At 49.4% G+C, this 19,050-nt stretch carries 16 protein-coding genes; 2 read left to right on the top strand and 14 right to left on the bottom strand.

Annotated features, from left to right (window positions below; genetic code table 11):
* Positions 1-23: 23 nt before the first annotated feature.
* The 4 genes from glmM to rlmE all read right to left on the bottom strand — a co-directional run bounded on the left by glmM (position 24) and on the right by rlmE (position 4,966).
* Positions 24-1,358, bottom strand: a complete 1,335-nt coding sequence (gene glmM / locus AC53GJ_RS15530; protein WP_496729035.1) for a phosphoglucosamine mutase — start codon at positions 1,356-1,358, stop codon at positions 24-26.
* Positions 1,355-2,194 carry a dihydropteroate synthase gene (gene folP / locus AC53GJ_RS15535; RefSeq protein WP_496729036.1) on the bottom strand — a complete coding sequence of 280 codons (840 nt, stop codon included), beginning with the start codon at positions 2,192-2,194 and terminating at the stop codon, positions 1,355-1,357. The genes glmM and folP overlap by 4 nt, the downstream gene beginning before the upstream one ends.
* A 168-nt stretch (positions 2,195-2,362) precedes the next feature.
* Positions 2,363-4,282 carry an ATP-dependent zinc metalloprotease FtsH gene (gene ftsH, locus AC53GJ_RS15540; RefSeq protein ID WP_496729037.1) on the bottom strand — a complete coding sequence of 640 codons (1,920 nt, stop codon included), beginning with the start codon at positions 4,280-4,282 and terminating at the stop codon, positions 2,363-2,365.
* A gap of 54 nt (positions 4,283-4,336) precedes the next feature.
* Complete coding sequence (gene rlmE / locus AC53GJ_RS15545; RefSeq protein WP_496729038.1) at positions 4,337-4,966, bottom strand: 23S rRNA (uridine(2552)-2'-O)-methyltransferase RlmE; 630 nt, start codon at positions 4,964-4,966, stop codon at positions 4,337-4,339.
* Positions 4,967-5,049: 83 nt separating this feature from the next.
* Here rlmE and yhbY point away from each other — a divergent pair, with 83 nt between their 5' ends.
* Entirely contained in the window at positions 5,050-5,346 is a 297-nt protein-coding gene (gene yhbY / locus AC53GJ_RS15550) for a ribosome assembly RNA-binding protein YhbY (protein WP_496729039.1), read from the top strand.
* Positions 5,347-5,385: 39 nt separating this feature from the next.
* On the opposite strand, the gene AC53GJ_RS15555 is transcribed toward yhbY, so the two are convergent.
* From AC53GJ_RS15555 to AC53GJ_RS15590, 8 genes are all read right to left on the bottom strand, one after another.
* Positions 5,386-5,784: a hypothetical protein gene (locus AC53GJ_RS15555; RefSeq protein WP_496729041.1), complete on the bottom strand. Its 399-nt coding sequence runs from the start codon at positions 5,782-5,784 to the stop codon at positions 5,386-5,388.
* Positions 5,785-5,879: 95 nt separating this feature from the next.
* Positions 5,880-6,356 (bottom strand): transcription elongation factor GreA, encoded by a 477-nt coding sequence (greA, locus tag AC53GJ_RS15560; RefSeq protein ID WP_496729043.1) that lies wholly within the window; start codon positions 6,354-6,356, stop codon positions 5,880-5,882.
* Positions 6,353-9,574: a carbamoyl-phosphate synthase large subunit gene (gene carB, locus AC53GJ_RS15565; protein ID WP_496729045.1), complete on the bottom strand. Its 3,222-nt coding sequence runs from the start codon at positions 9,572-9,574 to the stop codon at positions 6,353-6,355. Before carB ends, greA begins: the two co-directional genes overlap by 4 nt.
* Before the next feature lie 20 nt (positions 9,575-9,594).
* Positions 9,595-10,725, bottom strand: a complete 1,131-nt coding sequence (gene carA / locus AC53GJ_RS15570; RefSeq protein WP_496729047.1) for a glutamine-hydrolyzing carbamoyl-phosphate synthase small subunit — start codon at positions 10,723-10,725, stop codon at positions 9,595-9,597.
* Positions 10,726-10,977: 252 nt separating this feature from the next.
* Positions 10,978-11,787, bottom strand: coding sequence for a 4-hydroxy-tetrahydrodipicolinate reductase (dapB, locus tag AC53GJ_RS15575; protein ID WP_496732804.1), 810 nt, complete (start codon positions 11,785-11,787; stop codon positions 10,978-10,980).
* Positions 11,788-11,821: 34 nt separating this feature from the next.
* Positions 11,822-12,919: a phosphotransferase enzyme family protein gene (locus AC53GJ_RS15580; RefSeq protein WP_496729049.1), complete on the bottom strand. Its 1,098-nt coding sequence runs from the start codon at positions 12,917-12,919 to the stop codon at positions 11,822-11,824.
* Positions 12,920-12,984: 65 nt separating this feature from the next.
* Positions 12,985-13,860 (bottom strand): nucleotidyltransferase family protein, encoded by an 876-nt coding sequence (locus AC53GJ_RS15585; RefSeq protein ID WP_496729051.1) that lies wholly within the window; start codon positions 13,858-13,860, stop codon positions 12,985-12,987.
* Between the two features lie 232 nt (positions 13,861-14,092).
* Positions 14,093-15,247 carry an iron-containing alcohol dehydrogenase gene (locus AC53GJ_RS15590; protein WP_496729052.1) on the bottom strand — a complete coding sequence of 385 codons (1,155 nt, stop codon included), beginning with the start codon at positions 15,245-15,247 and terminating at the stop codon, positions 14,093-14,095.
* A 271-nt stretch (positions 15,248-15,518) separates the two neighbouring features.
* Between AC53GJ_RS15590 and AC53GJ_RS15595 the strand changes: the two genes are divergently transcribed.
* Positions 15,519-16,826, top strand: coding sequence for a Na+/H+ antiporter NhaC family protein (locus tag AC53GJ_RS15595; RefSeq protein WP_496729054.1), 1,308 nt, complete (start codon positions 15,519-15,521; stop codon positions 16,824-16,826).
* A gap of 81 nt (positions 16,827-16,907) precedes the next feature.
* On the opposite strand, the gene AC53GJ_RS15600 is transcribed toward AC53GJ_RS15595, so the two are convergent.
* Positions 16,908-17,729: a M48 family metallopeptidase gene (locus AC53GJ_RS15600; RefSeq protein WP_496729056.1), complete on the bottom strand. Its 822-nt coding sequence runs from the start codon at positions 17,727-17,729 to the stop codon at positions 16,908-16,910.
* 144 nt (positions 17,730-17,873) lie between these two features.
* A complete protein-coding gene (gene dnaJ, locus AC53GJ_RS15605) occupies positions 17,874-19,004 on the bottom strand; it encodes a molecular chaperone DnaJ (protein WP_496729057.1) in 1,131 nt (376 codons plus the stop codon).
* Between the last annotated feature and the right edge of the window lie 46 nt (positions 19,005-19,050).

Here is a 19,050-nt window from a genome sequence, read left to right on the forward strand (position 1 = left end):
AATAGCAAAAATAGCTGCTGGAATTAGCTGGCAATTTTGACTGCAGCAGCAATTTTTTCGGCATAATTCTGTACTTGCTGTTGTTCTCTTCCTTCCACCATAACACGGATCAGCGGTTCTGTACCGGATTTACGGATCAACACCCGCCCCTGACCGGCTAAATCTTGTTCAACCTGAGCTATGACTTCTTTGACATGTAAATTTTCCAGCGGCGCTGTGCCCTTCTCAAATTTAACATTCACCAGCACCTGCGGTAACTTGGTCATACCATGGCTTAATTCGGCCAGCGACAGTTTGCTATCCAACATAGCAGCCAGCACCTGCAATGATGCGATGATACCGTCACCGGTACCGGCATGTTCCAGGTTTAACACGTGACCAGAATTTTCGCCGCCCAGACGCCAGCCTTTTTCATTCAGCAGTTCCATCACATAACGGTCACCAACTTTACTGCGGACAAATGGAATATCCAACTCCGCCAGCGCCAGTTCCAGTCCCATGTTGCTCATCAGGGTTCCAACCACACCACCTTTTAATTGGCCACGCGCTTTTTCAGCGCGGGCAATCATATAAATGATTTCGTCGCCATCAATTTGGCGACCGGTATGGTCAACCATCATCACGCGATCGCCGTCTCCGTCATAAGCGATGCCTAAATCAGCCGCTTGTTCCACCACAGTTTGCTGCAGCAGATCCGTATGAGTCGCACCACATTTTTCATTGATGTTCAGACCATTCGGGCTGCATGCAATGCTATAAACTTCGGCACCTAATTCTCTGAACACATTTGGCGCAATGTGATAGGTGGCGCCATTGGCACAATCGAGCACAATTTTTAGCCCACTCAATGACATATGCTTTGGCAGATGGCTTTTACAAAACTCGATGTAACGACCGGAAGCATCCTCAATCCGTTGTGCTTTACCAAGTTTCTCCGAAGATTCACACACCATCGGCTGTTCTAATTCAGCTTCAATCGCCAGCTCAATCTCATCATCCAGTTTATTACCGTCGGCGGAGAAAAATTTGATGCCGTTATCATAATAAGGATTGTGTGATGCGCTGATCACAATTCCGGCTTCAGCCCGGAAAGTGTGCGTCAGGTAAGATACCGCAGGCGTTGGCATAGGACCAAGTAAACGAACATCAATACCGGCGGCAATTAGGCCAGCTTCCAACGCAGTTTCCAGCAGATAACCTGAGATACGGGTGTCTTTACCAATTAAAACTTTGCGCGTGCCACGTTGTGATAACACCCGGCCTGCGGCCCAGCCTAATTTCATAGCAAATTCAGGGGTAATTGGAAATTCGCCAACCCGTCCACGCACTCCATCAGTGCCAAAATACTTCCTGCTCATTCAAAAACTCCATACATTGTCGCTTCTGCAACCGCAATTGCATGTGCTGTTTGTTTTACATCATGTGCCCGGATAATCCTTGCACCTTTCATGACGGCTATTGTGGCACAGGCAATACTACCTGCCAAACGTTCCGAGGCGGTGATATTTAACAATTGTCCAATCATCGATTTTCTGGACATGCCTGCCAGTAGCGGAAACCCCGCCGCATGCAGGCCGTCAAATCCGGCCAGTAACTGGTAGTTATGCTGCAGCGATTTCGCAAAGCCAAAACCGGGATCAAAAATAATCTGACCTGGCGCTATACCGGCAGCGATACAAACTTCGGCTCTTTGCTGTAAAAAAGCAAGGACTTCAGCATTGACGTCCTGATAGTGCGCCAGGCTTTGCATTGAACCTGGCATGCCAAGCATATGCATCAGACAGACAGGCACCCCTGTTGCTGCTGCGATGGCAACAGCGCCCTGCTCCTGCAAAGCCCTGACATCGTTAATCATATCAGCACCGGCTGCTATAGCTTGCTGCATCACCTGTGATTTATAAGTATCAATTGATATAACAGTATCAAATTCCTGTCGGATCAGCTCAATGATTGGAATGACCCGTTCCAGCTCTTGTTGCAAACTGACCTCAGCCGCGCCAGGTCTGGTTGATTCGCCGCCAATATCGATGATATCGGCACCATCCTGCAACATAGTTTCAACCTGACGTAAAGCGGCCTCACGACCGACAAAATGACCGCCATCGGAAAAAGAATCCGGCGTTACATTTAAGATCCCCATCAGTTTGCAGCGCTGTAGTGACAACTGCCGTTGCCGGGGTAAGGTTAATAACATCGATACCTCATCAAAAATTCAGTTTCTTCACCCTAAGCTTGTGAGCCACAGCACTTAGCGGAAGTTTGAACCAAGGGCTTTCGTCACTTGCACTTGGCTTGCACAGTCTGCCGCAGGCAGAAAAAACCCCGAACAAGTCGGGGTTTTTGTAGTGCAAATCACACAGGCTTAATGGATTGGCGTTTCTGCCGGTTTATCGTCCACTTTCAGCTCAGTTGCAGCAGGGCTATCGCCACCAGCCGACTGATCTGGCTTTTTATCTTTTGGTTCCCAATGCTCAGGCGGACGCACTTCACGGCGTGCCATCAGATCATCAATCTGTTTCGCATCAATGGTTTCATACTGCATCAGGCAATCTTTCATCGCGTGCAGGATATCCATATTCTCTTCAATCAACTGTTTAGCGCGGCTGTAGTTCCGGTCGACAAAATCGCGGATTTCAGCATCTATCAGTTTAACGGTATCCTCAGACATGCTCTTGTTTTTCGTGACAGAGCGTCCCAGGAACACCTCACCTTCTTCTTCTGCGTATAACAGCGGACCCAGTTTTTCGGAGAAACCCCATTGCGTCACCATCTTACGAGCTAAGTTGGTCGCACGTTCAATGTCATTGGACGCACCAGTACTGACAGATTCAAAGCCATAAATAACTTCTTCAGCAATACGACCACCAAACAACGAGCTGATCATACTTTCCAAATGACGTTTGGAATGACTCACTCTGTCACGTTCTGGCAGATACATAGTGACACCCAGCGCACGACCACGCGGAATGATGCTGACTTTATAAACCGGATCATGCTCCGGCACCAGCCGGCCCACAATGGCATGACCTGCTTCGTGATAAGCCGTCATTTCTTTTTCTTTTTCCGTCATCACCATAGAACGACGTTCAGTACCCATCAGGATTTTGTCTTTGGCTTTTTCAAATTCATCCATCGACACCACACGACGGGCATTACGGGCAGCAAATAATGCCGCTTCGTTCACCAGGTTTGCCAGATCAGCACCAGAGAAACCTGGGGTACCACGGGCAATCAAAGATGCATCCACGCCATCGGCCAGTGGCACTTTACGCATGTGCACTTTAAGAATTTGTTCGCGACCACGTACATCAGGTAAACCGACCACCACCTGACGGTCAAAACGGCCTGGCCGTAATAAGGCAGGGTCAAGCACATCTGGTCTGTTGGTGGCTGCAATCACAATAATACCTTCATTACCATCAAAGCCATCCATTTCAACCAGCATTTGGTTTAAGGTTTGTTCACGTTCATCATGACCACCACCTAAACCGGCACCACGCTGGCGACCCACAGCATCAATTTCATCGATAAAGATGATACAAGGCGCTGCTTTTTTCGCTTGTTCAAACATGTCACGGACACGGCTGGCACCGACACCGACAAACATTTCCACGAAGTCAGAACCAGAGATAGTAAAAAATGGCACCTTGGCTTCACCGGCGATGGCTTTGGCCAATAAGGTTTTACCTGTACCTGGAGGGCCAACCATCAACACGCCTTTAGGAATTTTGCCACCCAGCTTCTGGAACCGTGACGGATCTTTTAAATAATCCACCAACTCAGACACTTCTTCCTTGGCTTCATCACAACCTGCCACATCGGCAAAAGTGGTTTTGATTTGATCTTCACCCATCAGGCGGGCACGGCTTTTACCAAAAGACATTGCGCCCTTGCCACCACCGCCCTGCATCTGACGCATAAAGAAAATCCACACGCCGATCAGCAGTAACATTGGGAACCAGGAAATAAAGATTTGGCCCAGTAAGCTGCCTTCTTCAGGTTGCACGCCTGTGCTATCAACACCATTTTCAATCAGATCTTTTAGCAGTCCATCATCGTAGCCGCCTGGGATCACCGTTTCAAAGCGCTGACCGTCCCGCTTGACACCTGTCACAGCGCCAGAACGGTCTACTTTTACTTCACGGATCTGGCCCTGTTTCACTTCGTTAATAAACTGCGTGTAACTGGTGCTTCGCTCAGCCCGTTCATTCGGGCTGAAACTGTTGAACATCGTCATTAAGACGACTGCTATTACCAGCCATACAATTAAATTCTTTGCCATGTCGCTCAAGGTCATAACCTCTTATTACCAGAAAAAGCTTCTGTTGCTACTTTACTAGAGTTTGAAGCCGGTCGCCACGATATAAGTCTCGCTCGAACGTGAACGTGACGAATCAGGCTTACGGATCCGTACAGTGCTGAATACATTACGGACGTTTTGGACAAATTGTTCAAAACCTTCGCCATGAAAAACTTTCACCACAAAACAGCCATTTTTCTTCAGGACATTGCCACACATTTCCAGCGCCAGTTCCACCAGATACATACTGCGGCTTTGATCGACGGTGGCATTGCCGCTCATGTTGGGTGCCATATCGGACAGCACCACATCGACATTACGACCGCCAATGCGATCCAGCAAAGCATTCAGCACGGCATCTTCCCGAAAATCGCCTTGTAAAAAAGCGACGCCTGCCAGCGGATCCATCGGCAAAATATCACAGGCAATCACGCAGCCCTGCTCACCAACCAGCTCAGCTGCGAGCTGTGACCAACTGCCTGGCGCCGAGCCTAAATCCACCACCGTCATACCAGGTTTAATTAATTTGTCTTTTTGCTGAATTTCATCAAGCTTAAATGAAGCCCGAGAACGCAGCCCAAGCTTTTGTGCTTTATGCACAAAAGGATCAGATACATGTTCCTGCAGCCATCTGGATGAACTGGCAGAACGCTTTTTCTTAGTCATGGAACTACTCTTAATTGGTCTTCCATGCAAGATGGCGGTACAATAGCGTAATTTCAAGCTTTCCCAATGGAAAAAGTCCACAAATGAGTTTATCAAACAAACAAAAACAGTTTTTAAAAGCAAAAGCGCACGAATTAAAGCCAATTATTCTGTTAGGTGGCAATGGCCTGACGGAAGGCGTGATGGCTGAGATTGAGCTGGCACTGGAACATCATGAACTAATCAAAGTCAAAGTGCCAAGCGTTGACCGCGACGAAAAAGTTGCCATGATGGATGCGATTGTCCGTGAAGGCAAGGCAGAAAAAGTGCAAGTGATTGGCCACATCCTGGTGATTTACCGCCCAGCTAAAGAGAAAAAGTTGCAACTGCCGCGCGGCTAACTGCACTTGTGTGACTGCAGCTGTGATGCCTGCCCAGGATCACGGCTGCAGAAAATCTGCAGCTGACAGCACTTGCCGTGCCTGTTGATCATCCGCCACTAAATGTCTGATCAAATCGGCCGGTTTCGCCACCTCTGTCGCTTTCAAATATTGCCAGGCCAATAACGCATCATCCGGTTGTAGCACCACCACAAACTTCAACTGATTGGCAAAGCACCACAATGTTACCTCTTTTAAAATATCGATGACCGCCAACGGACTGGGCTGCCAACTGCGTACATCCATCACTAAAGCCCAGGGCGAACCCAGTAATGGCTGCACTAGTTGTTTCAAATCACGCTGATAATCCCCAGCGCTGCGCACCGTCACAATGCCGGTGGCCTTGACCCAGACAGTGCGTTTTTCCAGTGTTAACTGATAGGCTTTATGCTGCTTCATCCAACTCCCCTTCTCACTTGCAGCCTACCCTTTTAGTGCAGACAAAAAAAGCGGCAGAAGCCGCTTTTTTTTATTATTGCGACTAAAGTCGCAGCTTACTGGTAATGAACCGCGGTAATTTCAAATTCAACCATGCCACTTGGCGTGTTGATCGTCACCACATCATCCAGTTCTTTGCCAATCAAACCACGGGCTATCGGCGAATTTACCGAAATCCGGTTATTTTTGATATCCGCTTCATCGTCACCAACAATGCGGTATGTCACTTCTTCCTCAGTATCCAGATTCAGAATAGTCACAGTGGAACCAAAAATAACCTTGCCGTTATTTGGCAACTTGGTGATATCGATAATCTGCGCATTCGACAGCTTGGCTTCGATATCCTGGATCCGGCCTTCACAGAACCCCTGGGCTTCACGGGCCGCATGGTACTCGGCGTTTTCTTTTAAATCGCCGTGCGCACGCGCTTCCGCAATCGCCAGAATAATTGCCGGCCTTTTTACGCTTTTCAATTCATTCAGTTCATCACGCAATGCCTGTGCGCCCTGAACTGTCATCGGGATTTGACTCATCCGTTTACTCTCTTGTGTAACTCCTGCACTGAATTGACAGTGGCAAATGCATTGGCTGCATTGGCTTTACAAGTGGCAAAAGCCGCATTCAGTGTGGTCGTGTAATTTGCTTTATGTTGTAACGCCCCGCGACGTAACACTTTAGAGTCTTCAATCGCCTGGCGTCCTTCCGTGGTGTTCACGATATAGCTGTATTCACCGTTTTTAATCCGGTCCAAAATATGCGGACGGCCTTCAAATACTTTGTTTACCAGCCGGCATGGAATGGCTGCAGCAGTCAGTGCTGCATAAGTTCCGCCTGTGGCATCCAGTTCAAAGCCTAATTCCACCATAGTTCTGGCCAATTCAACCACGCGCACTTTATCGCTATCCCGTACTGAAAGTAAAGCACGACCACCGGTAGGGATCTGGGTACCGGCCCCGAGTTCACCTTTGGCAAAGGCTTCAGCAAAGGTTTCACCCACGCCCATTACTTCACCGGTTGAACGCATTTCAGGGCCAAGTAATGGATCAACTCCCGGGAACTTATTAAACGGGATCACCACTTCTTTCACCGAAAAATACGGTGGAATAATTTCTTTGGTGACACCTTGTTCCCGTAATGACTTACCGGCCATACAACGGGCACCGACTTTAGCAACTGCCATACCGGTGGCTTTTGACACAAATGGTACAGTCCGGGCAGCACGTGGGTTCACTTCAATTAAGTAAACTTCGTTATCTTTGACCGCAAATTGCGTATTCATTAAGCCAACTACGCCCAGTTCCAGCGCCAGCTTTTTCACCTGCTCACGCATCACATCCTGAATGTCCTGGCTCAGACTGTGCGGCGGTAACGAACAGGCCGAGTCACCTGAGTGCACACCGGCTTGTTCAATATGTTCCATGATGCCGCCGATAATGACTTCAGTACCGTCACAAATCGCGTCAATATCCACTTCAATAGCATCGTCAAGGAAACGATCCAGCAACACCGGTGAATCGTTTGAGACACTGACAGCCTCGGTCATATAACGGCGTAAATCGCTGTCGTCATAGACGATTTCCATTGCGCGGCCGCCCAACACATAAGATGGACGGACCACCATCGGATAACCAATATCCGGTGCTTTGTTCAGTGCTTCTTCCAGACTGGTCACAGTGGCGTTTTTCGGTTGTTTTAAGCCAAGCCGCTCAACGGCTTGCTGGAAACGCTCCCGATCTTCAGCACGGTCAATCGCATCTGGCGAAGTACCAATAATTGGCACGCCATTCGCTTCCAGCGCCCGGGCTAATTTCAGTGGCGTCTGACCACCGTATTGCACGATCACGCCTTTAGGCTGTTCTTTTTTCACGATTTCCAGCACGTCTTCCAGCGTAATTGGCTCGAAATACAACCGGTCTGAAGTATCGTAATCGGTCGAAACAGTTTCCGGGTTACAGTTGACCATAATGGTCTCATAACCATCTTCGCGCAGGGCTAACGCCGCGTGTACACAGCAATAGTCAAATTCAATGCCCTGACCAATCCGGTTTGGACCGCCACCGATAATCATAATTTTATCGCGGTTGCTCGGGGCAGCTTCACATTCTTCATCGTAAGTGCTGTACATGTAGGCGGTATCAGAAGCAAATTCAGCCGCACAGGTATCCACCCGTTTGTAGACCGGATGTAAACCAAAACCATGGCGTTTTTTCCGCACTTCGGCTTCTGCCACTCCAAGAATGTCGGCGATGCGTTTGTCGGCAAAACCTTTGCGTTTCAGCACAGTTAACCGGGCTTGATCTAAACCGGCAAAGCCCGCCGCTTCAATGGCCGCTTCTTCTTTCACCAGATCTTCAATCTGCACCAGGAACCATGGGTCAATATTGGTCAGTTTGAAAATATCATCCATCGACATGCCAAAACGGAAGGCATCTGCGATGTACCAAATGCGGTGCGAACCAGGTTCACGCAGTTCACGGGTAATTTTTTCTTTGGCTTCAGGAGCATGGATATCAATGATTGGGTCCAGACCACAAACACCGATTTCCAGGCCACGCAAGGCTTTTTGCAGCGATTCCTGCTGGTTGCGGCCAATCGCCATCACTTCACCAACCGATTTCATCTGAGTGGTCAGACGATCGTTCGCGCCGACAAATTTTTCAAAGTTAAAGCGAGGAACTTTAGTCACCACGTAGTCGATACTTGGCTCGAACGACGCAGGGGTGCGACCGCCGGTAATATCATTGGCCAGTTCATCCAGGGTATAACCAATCGCCAGCTTAGCGGCAACTTTGGCAATCGGGAAACCTGTTGCTTTGGAAGCCAGAGCCGACGAACGGGAAACCCGCGGGTTCATCTCAATGATCACCATCCGGCCATCCACCGGATTGATGCCAAACTGCACGTTCGAACCACCGGTTTCAACGCCAATTTCACGCAGCACAGCTAAACTGGCGTTGCGCATCAGTTGGTATTCTTTATCGGTCAGGGTCTGTGCTGGCGCCACAGTGATCGAGTCACCGGTATGCACGCCCATAGGATCAAAGTTTTCAATAGCGCAGACAATGATGCAGTTGTCGTTTTTATCCCGCACTACTTCCATTTCGTACTCTTTCCAGCCGATCAAGGATTCATCAATCAACAACTCTTTGGTTGGTGACAAATCCAGACCCCGGGTACAGATTTCTTCAAATTCTTCGCGGTTGTAAGCAATACCGCCGCCTGAGCCACCCATGGTAAAAGACGGCCGGATAATGCAAGGGAAACCAATGGTTTCCAGCACCTGATAGGCTTCTTCCAGCGAATGGGCAAAACCAGCCCGCGGGCAAGCTAAGCCGATAGAACGCATCGCTTTATCAAACCGACCCCGATCTTCAGCTTTATCAATGGCGTCTGCCGTGGCGCCAATCATTTCAACATTGTATTTTGCCAGCACGCCATGACGCTCTAAATCCAGCGCACAGTTTAATGCGGTCTGACCGCCCATGGTCGGTAATACAGCACATGGACGTTCTTTTTCAATAATTTTTTCCACCACCTGCCAGTGAATGGGCTCAATGTAGGTGGCATCCGCCATGTCTGGATCTGTCATGATAGTCGCCGGGTTCGAGTTCACCAGGATCACCCGGTAACCTTCTTCGCGCAGCGCTTTACAGGCTTGGGCACCTGAATAATCGAACTCACAAGCCTGACCAATTACAATCGGGCCGGCACCAAGGATCAGAATACTTTTAAGGTCGGTACGTTTTGGCATGTCTCGTCTCTTTTCCTGGCTTAACTGCGGTTTGCTTGGGTCATCAAATCAATAAAATGGTCGAACAATTCAGAAGCTTCATGCGGCCCCGGACTGGCTTCAGGGTGGCCCTGGAAACTAAACGCCGGTTTGTCGGTGCGATGAATACCTTGCAGCGAGCCATCGAATAACGATTTATGGGTGGCACGTAAATGCGCAGGCATAGTCGCTTCATCTACGGCAAAACCATGGTTTTGCGCTGTGATCAGCACTTTTTTGCTGTCCAGATTTTGCACCGGGTGGTTGCCACCATGGTGACCGAATTTCATTTTCAGCGTTTTGGCACCGCTCGCGAGCGCTAATAACTGGTGACCTAAACAGATACCAAAAATCGGAATGTCCGTTTGCAGAAATTGTTCAATGGCGCGAATTGCATAAGCACAAGGTGCAGGATCGCCAGGACCATTGGATAAGAAAATTCCATCAGGTTGCAACGCCAGTACTTCAGCGGCAGAGGTTTGTGCTGGTACCACAGTTAAGCGGCAGCCACGGTCAACCAACATACGTAAAATATTACGTTTGACACCAAAATCGTAGGCAACAACATGAAACTTCGACTCAGGCGCGGTACGATGGCCTTCGCCTAATGCCCAACTGCCTTCAGTCCACTGATAAGTTTGTGTGACTGTGACTTCTTTGGCTAAATCCATTCCGGCCAGACCTGGGAAATTACGCGCTAGTTCCAGTGCTTTGGCTTCATCGATATCACCCGCCATTAAGCAGCCATTCTGCGCACCTTTTTCACGCAAAATACGGGTTAATTTACGGGTATCGATATCAGCAATGCCGAGGATGTGGTGATCTTTGAGATATTGACTAAGAGAGCGTTGATTGCGGAAATTGCTGGCAAGAAGAGGAAGGTCACGAATAATCAGGCCCTTGGCCCAGATTTTACCGGATTCTTCATCTTCGTCATTGGTTCCGGTATTACCAATGTGCGGATAGGTCAGCGTGACCATTTGCTCAGCATACGAAGGATCGGTCAAAATTTCCTGATATCCTGTCATCGAAGTGTTAAACACCACTTCACCAACAGAAACACCTTCAGCGCCAATGGCTGTACCGCGAAATACGGTGCCGTCTTCCAGTACGAGCAGGGCGGACTTAGTCAAGGTAACCTCCAAACAGCAAAAAACGGGCGAAAACTGACAATGTTTTACAACCCGTTCTGACCCAAAATTTGTGTACTCTGTGCTGCTCTGACGCTGTGCCCAGGTGGAAATTCTGTTATTCCACCGTTGCTAACAGACCCTTCAGGCAAACCGCAATATTTTAGGCTATTTGCTGGCTTTGGTCTAATCTTTTTTTGAAAAATTATAAAAATAACGGTTTAGTAGCAATTTTGCAGAGAATTGCTCAAAAACCTATGCTAAGTCAGCTAAACCCAGCACTTGTTGCATAGAATAAAGTCCCGGCTGTTTATTTTGCAACCACAGTGCCGCCCGCATGGCGCCTTGGGCAAAAGTGCTGCGACTGGAGGCTTTATGACTGATTTCCAGCCGCTCGCCGAGGTCAGCAAAGAGTGCGGTGTGGTCGCCAATAATGTCACCCCCCCGGACCGTGGCAAAACCAATGGTCTGCTGATCGCGCTCGCCCGTCATCCCTTCACGGCCATAAACCGCACACTGCGACAAATCACGGCCAAGCGCTTTGGCAATGCTGTTACCAATAGCCAGCGCAGTTCCGCTTGGCGCGTCTTTTTTAAAACGATGGTGGGCTTCAATAATTTCAATATCGGCTGTCTGTCCCATCACTTTGGCGGCGGTCTGCACCAGGTGCAATAATAAATTAACACCAACGCTCATATTTGGCGCCCAGACCACCGGGATCTTTTGACTGGCCGCCTGCACCAGGGCGTACTGAGCATCGGTCAGTCCTGTCACCCCGATGACAATGGCTTTGTTGGCAGCAACAGCAAGTTCCAAATGCGCCAGCATGGCTTCTGGCATGGTGAAATCAATCCAGATGTCAGCTTGTTGCACCGCTGCTAACTGTGTTTCTGTCAATGGCAGCCCCAACTTGCCACAACCAGCAATCTCACCGGCATCCTGTCCCAGCAGCACAGAGCCAGCGCGGACAGTGGCAGCGGTCAGTGTCAGTTGCTGTTCGGCCGCAACCGTCACTAAGGCTCTGCCCATCCGGCCGTTGGCTCCAAAAATACCCAATGACATTATGTATTCCTCATTAATTCAGTTGCACTATTGCAAATTAGCGAAAACAGGCACTGAGTTGGTTTTTTTGCGCTGTTAAATCCAGATACAAACGAATTTGATTCTGCGCACGCTGCAAGTTGTGATCAGGGCGTTTGACGGCAAAATAACTATCACCATTCAAATGATCGGCTAAAAACCGAATGCCAATCATCAAACACATCACCTGGGCCCCCAGCAACAAACTGTCACGTTCTGCAGGCGTTATCACCCCAGCCAGTCCTTGCAGATAACCATCGGCCAGCGCCTGGAAAATTTCAGGCCGGATCCTGACCAACTCAGTATTTAACGAATCTTCAGCTTCCGGCGAACAACAGGTCCGTACCATATCGCCAAAATCAAACATCCAGTAACCCGCCATGCAAGTATCTAGATCAATGGCAGCAATACCGCGGCCTTCAGTAGCCGAGTACAGCATATTATTGATTTTGGTGTCGTTGTGACAAACCCGCAACGGTAAATTTGCGGCCACCTGCGACAATTCAGTCACTAGCTGCTGCTGCGCCAGACAAAGTTCAACCAAATCCCGGCACTGCAACAAGCGACCCGCTTTATCAGCGGCCACGGCTTGCTGCAGTTGCGAAAACCGCATCGCCAGATTGTGAAAATCCGGGATCACTGTCACCAGTGTGGTGGCATCAAAGTCAGCCAGCGCGGCGGCGAACTGACCAAAAGTCAGGGCGGCGGCATGCGCCTGTGCTACGGTCTCGACCACTTCCAGACTGCTGCCATGATCGATGAACTGTAATGCCCGCAAATTGCCCTCCAGCCCCGCCAGATAGCTGCCATCCGCTTTGACTTGCTGCTGCAGCACTTGCATTGGATAACAACCTTGCTGTTGTTTTGCTAATAAATGCCGCTCAATTTTCAGCGCATTTTCAACTAAATCCTTGGCCGATGGAAAAATAGTCGTATTAATCTGCTGCAAAATCATCCGTCTATCGCCAGCGGTCAACAAATAGGTTTTATTAATATGACCATTGCCAAAAGCTTTAATCTGGGTATCGCCTGGCAATTGATAATCTGTCAGCACCGCAGCGGTCACCACTGGATGGGCAGCCTGCTGCTGCACTGCGCTTGTTTGAAGTATTGTCATCAAAAAAATCAGCTTTGCAGCTGTCTCCGATCTTATTGTGGTCACTGCGCTACAGCAGCAGCCGATTATTTTGCATCTTGGCGTTGAAAATAGCCGACTATTTCCGCTAAATCGTCCGGGTAAGTGACGCCAAACCAACGCTGCTCCGACATATAAACCTGCAGTTGCTGACCTTGACTAAGCGCCTGATCCACCACCGCCGGTAAATAACATTCAGCATTACCCGACGGCAACTGCTGTAAAAAGGTCGTCAAGGCTTGGGTTAATACCGGCACAATATCAGGGGTAAAGCCCCAGATATTCATCGAAACCGGCTGCTCTGCTGATAACGGTTTTATGTCACCTGTTGCATTCCTGCCTTGTAATTGTTGCTGCTGGAGCTGGATATCCGTCCATTCAGACACGGATTGCAACTGCCCCTGCCGCACCTGACAGATACCGCGATTGACACCACCAAAGGCAGACAAGGTCTGACAGAGTTGAAAAGCAACCATGGCCCAGCCTGCAACGGCAGTGGTAAAGTGCTTCATCAACAATTGCATCGCTTGCACGTTGTAATAATCGTCGGCATTGATCACGATACAAGGCTGCTGCAGTAGAAAATCGCGGGCACACCAGAGCGCATGCGCTGTGCCCCAGGGTTTTTGTCTGGTGGCGCAATCAACTCCTGCCAGCGGCAAATCATCCAGCGCCTGCACCACCAATTCAACTTGCAAATCAATTGGAAAATAGGGCAACACTTGCTGTTGCATTGCGCTGATAATAGCGCGGCGAACCACCAATACGACTTGCCTGATCCCGGCATCATAGGCATCCATCACACTGAAATGCAATATGGTGCGCTGGGTCGTACCAAGTACCGCCAATTGTTTATCACCGCCAAAACGACTGCCCATGCCGGCAGCGAGCACAACAAGGCAAGGTAGATTTTGCTGACTCATCTTTCGTTTACTTTCGTTATTCAGTTTAAAGGCGACTATGATAACGTCTGAACCAGCAGAATGACACTGGAATCGTAAGCAAAACTAGTCTGGCTGGCGAAATCAGCAGAAGTTCATCGGGGATAAGTGCCAACTTAGCTCATTTACGTTGTGACAGCACTTTGGTATAAAACACTTTCGAAACGAAGGGAATCGCAGCTGTGGTTTGCACCACAGCTGCAGAGCAGCGCAATTACAACGCCCGACTCAAGATGGCTCGGGATACATCCAGCGTAATATCGGCATGTTCACCCAGCTTCAACATCTGATGCTGTTGCAGCTTCACCACCAGAGCATCGACGGCATCGGCACTGATGCCATAATCGGCCAATCGGGTTGGCACGCCCATCTGTTCGAAAAACGCCCGGGTATGCGCAATGGTTTCATCAATCAAGCGCTCTTCATCAGTATGTTGCAGTTGAAACACCCGTCGACCATATTGCAACAGCTTTTCCCGTTTTTGCTGACGTTGCTGCTGGAGTAACGCAGGTAACACGATGGCCAATGTTTGTGCGTGGTCAAGACCATATAAAGCCGTGATCTCATGACCTATCATATGGGTGGCCCAATCTTGTGGGACACCCTGACCAATCAGACCATTCAGCGCCATAGTAGCAGCCCACATCACATTGGCCCGCACATCATAATTATGCGGATCCTTCAATGCCAGCGGGCCCTGCTCCAATAACGTCAGTAACAGGCCTTCGGCAAACCGGTCTTGTACCGCCGCATTCACCGGATAGGTCATATATTGTTCCATCACATGGACAAATGCATCGACCACACCATTGGCCACCTGTTTTGGCGGTAAGCTGTAGGTGACAGTTGGATCTAACACCGCAAACTGCGGATAGACCAGCGGACTGGCAAAGGACAGTTTTTCCTGAGTACTGTAGCGGGTCACCACTGAATTGCCATTACTTTCAGTGCCTGTAGCCGGGAGTGTCAGCACACAACCTAATGGCAACGCTTGTTTGACTGGCGCACGGCGCGCCAGAATGTCCCAAGGATCCCCTTCAAACAAAGCGGCTGCGGCAATAAATTTAGTGCCATCCACCACACTGCCACCGCCAACCGGCAATAAGAAGGTAATGCCCTGCGCTTTGACCAACTCAGTTGCTTTTAGTAAAGTTTCAAAAGATGGATTTGGCTCAATGCCAGAAAATTCAACCACGTCAAACCCTTGCAAAGCTTGCATCACTTGCGAATACACGCCATTCTGCTTAATAGAGCCACCACCGTAGGTCAGTAGTACTTTACTGCCAGCAGGGATCAATGCCGATAACTGTTTGATTTGTCCCTCGCCAAACACAATGCGGGTTGGGTTCTGGTATGAAAAATTAAACATAAATACTCCAGGGCTGTGATTCATTGAAGTCAGTCAAGCGCTGACGCTGTGCACTGGCTGCTGTGGCCAATTGGATATCGGCAGACAGAGTGCGTTGATAGGTTGCTTATGACTATGGTGCTGTTCCGGCAGATTTCAAGCCTTGTTGGCTGGTGTGAGCGCCGAAAATTAGCTTTTGCTTAACTCAGAACTGAAAGTTATTTGACAGGACTTCTGGACGTCTTTATATTCCGCGCAATTATATTTGCGTCTCAATTTGTGAGGTTTAGGAATGAACGCAAGCACATTACCCCAGGCAAAACTGTCGTTATTGCCATTGCTGTTGTTTGTAGTCCTGTTTTTGGGCACTGGCTTGTATTTGCAAAGTCAGGGCGTGGCTTATGCCTTTTATCAGTTGCCTGGACCTGTCGCCATTATTCCGGCACTGGTGCTGGCTATTTGGTTGCACCGCGCGCCTTTAGCGCAATCCATTGAAGTGCTGGTGAAAGGTGCCGGCAACAGCAATATCATCACCATGTGCATTATTTATCTGCTGGCTGGGGCTTTTGCTACTGTTGCGCAGGCGACCGGCGGCGTTGATGCCATGGTCAATGCCGGTCTGAGTCTGGTGCCAGCGGCTTGGCTATTACCAGGTTTATTTGTGATCTCTGCTTTGGTTGCCACCGCAATGGGCACATCAATGGGCACCATCGGTGCTTTAGCCCCTATCGCGGCCGGTTTAGCCAAACAAGCCGGACTGGACCCTGCGCTGGTCGCAGGGGTGTTGTTAAGTGGTGCCATGTTTGGCGATAATCTGTCGATTATTTCCGATACCACCATTGCAGCAACCCGGACTCAGGGCGCTGAAATGAAAGATAAATTTCGCGAAAATCTGAAAATAGCGCTGCCGGCAGCCGCATTAACCTTGCTGATTTTTAGCTTGCTTGGTGATACCCAAAGTCAGATCGAAGTAAAAGACTTCAGCTGGACAGGTGTACTGCCCTACGCCGCTATTTTAATACTGGCGGTGGCGGGTCTGAATGTGTTTGTGGTGTTGTTACTTGGCATTTTGCTGGCTGCTTTACAAGGGGTGGTCTTTGCCGATTATCCACTGGCCAATCTGGGTAAGGACATTTTTAAAGGCTTTGGCAGCATGCAGGAAATCTTCCTGCTGTCGATGTTTGTTGGTGCTTTGGGTGAGTTTGTCAAGCAACAGGGTGGTCTTAGCTGGATCGCCGGTCATATCGCCAACCTGGCCAGCAAAATAGCCTTAGCGGGTAATAAAGCCCAACAACTGGCCATTGCCGCTTTGGTGTTTATCAGTAACTTATGTATTGCCAATAACACTGTGGCTATCGTGATTGCGGCGGATGTCAGTAAAGATTTGGCTGAGCATCACGGCGTCAGTCCGAAACGTGCTGCCAGTTTACTGGATATTTTTTCCTGTATCAGTCAGGGTCTGGTGCCTTATGGCGCACAAGCCCTGTTGTTAGGCGCCAGTTTTGGTTTATCGCCCTGGGATGTGGTCACGCAAAGTTATTATTGCCTGATCCTGGCTCTGGTTGCGATTGCCGCCATCCTGTTAAGCCGTCGCAGTTGATCATACTGCAGTAACAGCGCTGGCCTGAGACAAATGAGTGACAGGCCAGCCAGCAAAGAAACAACGTAACAACCTCAACTATTACCTGTTACATTTAGGCGCACTGCCTTGCGCTACCCGGCTTTGATAAGCGGTTAGTGCAGCAGGCATGTTCTTTTGTAAGGTTTTAATCCGATTTTCCGGCACCGGGTGGCTGGATAAAATTTGCGGGGTGCCACCACTGCCTTGTTTGGCCATATTTTGCCAAAGCATCACAGATTGCGCTGGATCAAAGCCCGCTTTTGCCATCAAATCCAGCCCAATGACATCAGCTTCAGTTTCATGCACCCGGCTAAATGGCAATACCACGCCAACCTGAGCACCTAAACCAAAAGCACTGGATAACTCAGTTTTATAACGGGTATTCATTGCGCTTAACGCAACATCTGCCACCCCTAGGGTCGCTTGTACCGCCTGGTTACTGGACAAGCGCTCATTGGAATGACCAGACATCACGTGGGCAATTTCGTGCCCTATCACCGCAGCGAGCTGATGCTGATTTTCTGCCACCAATAGCAATCCGGTATAGACGCCAATTTTACCGCCGGGTAAGGCAAAAGCGTTCACCTGATCACTTTCAAATACCACAATTTCCCATGGATTTGCCTGATACTTTTCCGGCGTCACTTTCAGCACGGCTTGCGCCACACACTGCACATAACGATTGGCTTTGTTATCTTTGCTGATTGGCGTTTTACTCTTCAGCTCTTCAAACGTCTGGATCCCCAGTTTGCTGACCTGGCTATTATCAAATAACATCAGCTGCGGCCGGCCAGTCGGTGACTCAGCACAACCTGACAAGAACAATACAGCACCGGATAGCAACGCCAGTAAAGTTCGATTTGCAAAAAGTTGCTGCACCATCAGTTTCCTTTTCTGTAGTTTCACAATAATAGCCGCTGTACCTTCAGGTCAGTGCCGGCCATAAACAACACCGCCAGCAACAGCCGGCGGTGTGAACAAGGTCAATGGCAACTCCGAGTCGGGTTTTGACCCAAAGTTCAACAGTTAACCTGTTAAATCATCAAAGAATTTTTTTACACCGTCAAAAAATCCTTTCGATTTTGGTCGGTGTCTGGCTTCACTTTCGCCACCCCAGCTTTCATCCAACTGACGCAGTAAGTCTTTTTGTTTATCCGACAAATTGACCGGTGTTTCCACCACCACTTTACAGACTAAATCACCGACGCCGCCGCCACGCACCGATTGTACCCCTTTGCCCCGCAAGCGGAACATTTTCTCAGTCTGAGTTTCAGCTGGAATTTTCAGTTTGACGCGACCATCTAAAGTCGGCACGTCAATTTCACCGCCTAAGGCAGCGATGCTGAAACTGATCGGCACTTCACAGGCTAAGTTATTGCCATCCCGCACAAAAATCGGGTGATCTTTGACATGGACCTGCACATACAAATCGCCGGCAGGCGCACCATGCATGCCCGCTTCACCTTCACCGGTTAAACGGATACGGTCACCGGTATCAACACCCGCCGGAATTTTAACGGCCAATGTTTTGGTTTTCTCGACCCGACCCTCGCCATGACATTTGCTACATGGGTCTGGGATAATTTTGCCACGCCCATTACAGGTCGGACAAGTTTGCTGCACTGCGAAGAAGCCCTGCCGCATCGTGACTTGACCTGCACCATGGCAAGTCGGGCAAGACTTGGCCTGAGTGCCTTTTTTAGCACCCGAGCCATCACAACTGTCACAGCTGACCCAGGTCGGTACTTTGATATCGACTGATTTGCCGCGCACGGCATCTTCTAAGCTCATCTCCAGGTTATAGCGCAAATCGGCACCACGCTGGGCACGCGACTGGCCACCGCCACGACGGCCGCCACCAAAGATATCGCCAAAGACATCACCAAAGATATCGCCAAAATCAGCGCCACCGGCACCGCCGCCGCGGTTTGGATCGACTCCGGCGTGGCCATATTGATCATAAGCCGCTTTTTTCTGCTCATCCGACAGAATTTCGTAGGCTTCCTGCACTTCTTTAAACTTTTCTTCCATCGCTTTATCGCCCTGAGTGCGATCAGGGTGATATTTCATCGCGAGGCGCTTATAAGCCTTTTTGATTTCTTTGTCGTCGGCGCCTTTGCTGACACCAAGTACTTCATAATAATCACGCTTTGACATAATGCTGCTTCAAGGTTAAGTGAGCGGATAGACAAGCGACCGCCGC

It is taken from the genome of Rheinheimera sp. B2H12 (assembly GCF_059620065.1).